The sequence below is a fragment of the Microcystis sp. M49636_WE2 genome (assembly GCF_030065375.1).
In the GTDB taxonomy this organism is placed as follows: Bacteria; Cyanobacteriota; Cyanobacteriia; order Cyanobacteriales; family Microcystaceae; genus Microcystis; species Microcystis aeruginosa_C.
Window position 1 is genome coordinate 1 of record NZ_JASJFG010000603.1, and the last position, 2,849, is coordinate 2,849.

The window sequence follows — 2,849 nt, forward strand, 5'->3', positions numbered from 1 at the left end:
ATGGGGTGAACGTAAAGCTTGACCTAAACGAGTTAAGCCTTGGGAACAGTCAAAACGATCGAGATGTACTTCAATAAATGATAGGCGATCGATGTTACCCTGGGCAATCGATAAAGCCTTTTCTAATTCCCCTTCTGTCCTGACTTGACAACTCCAACTTTCCCCGTTAAATACTGCCGGTAATTGGTGATATTTCCACGGTTGTAGATCATTATAAATATTATCCTGAATTACCCGCTCGATCGTGTAACCATCATTGTTAATTAAAAAGATAATTGGATTGAGATGGTGACGGATAATTGTCGAAAGTTCTTGGGCGGTCATTTGAAAAGCACCATCACCCACAAAGACGATAGGACGAGTATTTGGTGCGGCAAAAGCTACTCCTAAACAGGCGGGAATTGAATAACCAATAGAGAGATAAAATGCTTGACCAATAAAGTCGGTTTTTTGGGGCATTAATAAATCAATTGTGGCAATAATTGCGTCCCCTGTATCAGAAATAACAAAAGATTCTTGAGCGATAAAATGATTCATTCGCTCATAAAAACGAGCATTAGTTAATTTTTGCTCTGCCACGGCGATGAATTCTAAATTCTTCAATTCGGCCGCAGGTTTAATCTCTAGTGTAGCCGCTTCTTTGTGACTTAGCTTATTAATTAAACCCTCGATAAAATCCCCTAGGAATACTGGTTGATAGAAGTGATGTTTAATCTTGATCTTCTCGGAATTGGCATTAATCAAATTATTGGGATTTAAATTAGCCGTAAATCCGCCTAAATTCATATCGGACATGATCGCCCCTAAACAGAGGACACAATCGGCATTTTCCACCCGTTGACTAACGTATTCGCGACTTAATGCCCCCACATAAGTGCCGATAAATTGCGGCTGCATTTCCGAAATTGACGACTTACCTAAAATAGTGGTGGCTAAGGGATAACCCGTTACTTCTAAAAGTTTCAGCAACTTATCCTGGAGTTTAAACCGATGGAATTCTACCCCTGCTAAAATAATTGGTTTTTCCGCTTTTTCTAATAAAAAAGCCGCTTCTTCAATGGCTTCTTCTAAAGCGGCGGCATCCGTGAGATTATCGGTTAAATAAATTGGCTTTTCTGAGGGGATACAGGGACGATAGACTAGATCCCGGGCAATTTCGATATACACGGGACGTTTGTGATGCAAACAAGCGGCTAAAGTTTGATCGATTTGACTGGCTGCTTGGGCAGAATTAGTGAGAATAACCGAGGCAACCGTGACTTTTTCCATGATGGACAATTGCAGATTATAATCGCCCGTGGTGTGGTGTAATAATAAATTATCCCGGCGAATCGAGCGATCGGAAGCCCCACTAATTACCACCAAGGGAACTCTTTCAGCGTAAGCACCGACCACAGCATTAACGAGGCTAAACCCCCCGACTCCGTAGGTGACACAGACAGCGCCCATACCTTTGACTCGCGCGTAGGCATCGGCGGCATAACCCGCGTTAAGCTCATTACAGGTGCAAACTAATTCGATCGGACTTTCCACCAAAACATCCATCAAATCGAGGACATAATCCCCCGGCACCCCAAAAATATGATTAACCCCTAAACTATGGAGACACTGGCATAAATATTCGCCGATCGTGATCATAGCAATTTTCTCCCCTGTGTTGGCACTTTCACGCCGATCATAACGATTTTTTCAAAAAATAGGCTCATGCCCAGTAATAAACTGGAAAGTAACAATCAGCAGACTTTAATTAAGTAGCTGTTTGCAATTAAATAGAAGATAGGTTTTGCACTCGATCCCCCCTGCCCCCCTTAATAAGCGGGGTGCCGACAGGCGGGGGGATCTTAGAGTTTTTTCCGCAGACCCTAATTATATCTAGGCGATGGTGATCAATGCTATAGTATAAAATCTGGGGTTTTTCTCTGGGGTGTAAAAAAATATCTGCGGCACTTTTTCTGGTATAATTTTTACAGGAGATTCCCTAAAACTTTCGACTTAACTAAGGCTGACTGTTAATGATTTTTACTGAATTAGTTTTGCAAAATTTCGGTCCCTACGCCGGTCGTCAAGTGATTAATTTACGTCCCGAAAAAGACAACAATCCCTGTCCAATTATCCTTTTGGGAGGCATGAATGGCGGCGGCAAAACTACTTTAATGGATGCGATTCGTTTGGCTTTGTACGGTGCGCGGGCTAAATGTTCTACTCGCAATAATTTAAGTTATGCCGAGTTTCTCAGTCAAGCAGTTAATCATCAAGCTTCCCTCATCGATCAAGCTAGAATTGAACTGGCTTTTGAACATCTAGTTAATGAACAATGGCGACAATATCGTATCGTTAGATACTGGACAAAACAGCCCAAAGATGGTAAGGATACCCTCGGTATTTTAGATGAAGATTGGCCTGATCCTGCCTTAGCTAATACTTGGGATGAATATATTGAAACTTTATTACCTTTGGGTATTTCTAACCTGTTTTTATTTGATGGGGAACAGGTAAAAGAATTGGCAGAACAGGATGTACCTCCTGACAGTGTTAAGGATTCGATGCAGACTTTATTAGGGTTAGAATTAGCGGAAAGATTAGCAGTTGATCTTGATATTTTAGCTAGTCGCAAGCGTAGGTTATTAGCGGCAGAGAATGAACTGGCAACTATTGAAGCTATCGAGAAAAAATTAGCCCAGTACCAAGAGGATTTAGAATTGGCTCGGCAAGAGATGGAAACTCAACAAAAAAATTTAGATTTGGTTAGAAATGATTTTGATGCAGTCTCGGATAAATTTCGCATTGATGGCGGAAAAATTGCCGCCGAAAGAAGTCAATTAGAGAGCAGAAAAAAGGATTTAGATAAA

At 41.3% G+C, this 2,849-nt stretch carries 2 protein-coding genes; one reads left to right on the forward strand and one right to left on the reverse strand.

Translation table 11 applies throughout. The annotated features are described in order from the left end of the window. A partial coding sequence (locus PX484_RS13925; protein WP_288104306.1) for an alpha-keto acid decarboxylase family protein occupies positions 1 to 1,638 on the reverse strand: 1,638 nt, incomplete at its 3' end. 374 nt (positions 1,639 to 2,012) lie between these two features. Between PX484_RS13925 and dndD the strand changes: the two genes are divergently transcribed. After that, the coding region (gene dndD, locus PX484_RS13930; protein WP_288104307.1) for a DNA sulfur modification protein DndD at positions 2,013 to 2,849 on the forward strand (837 nt) is incomplete at its 3' end.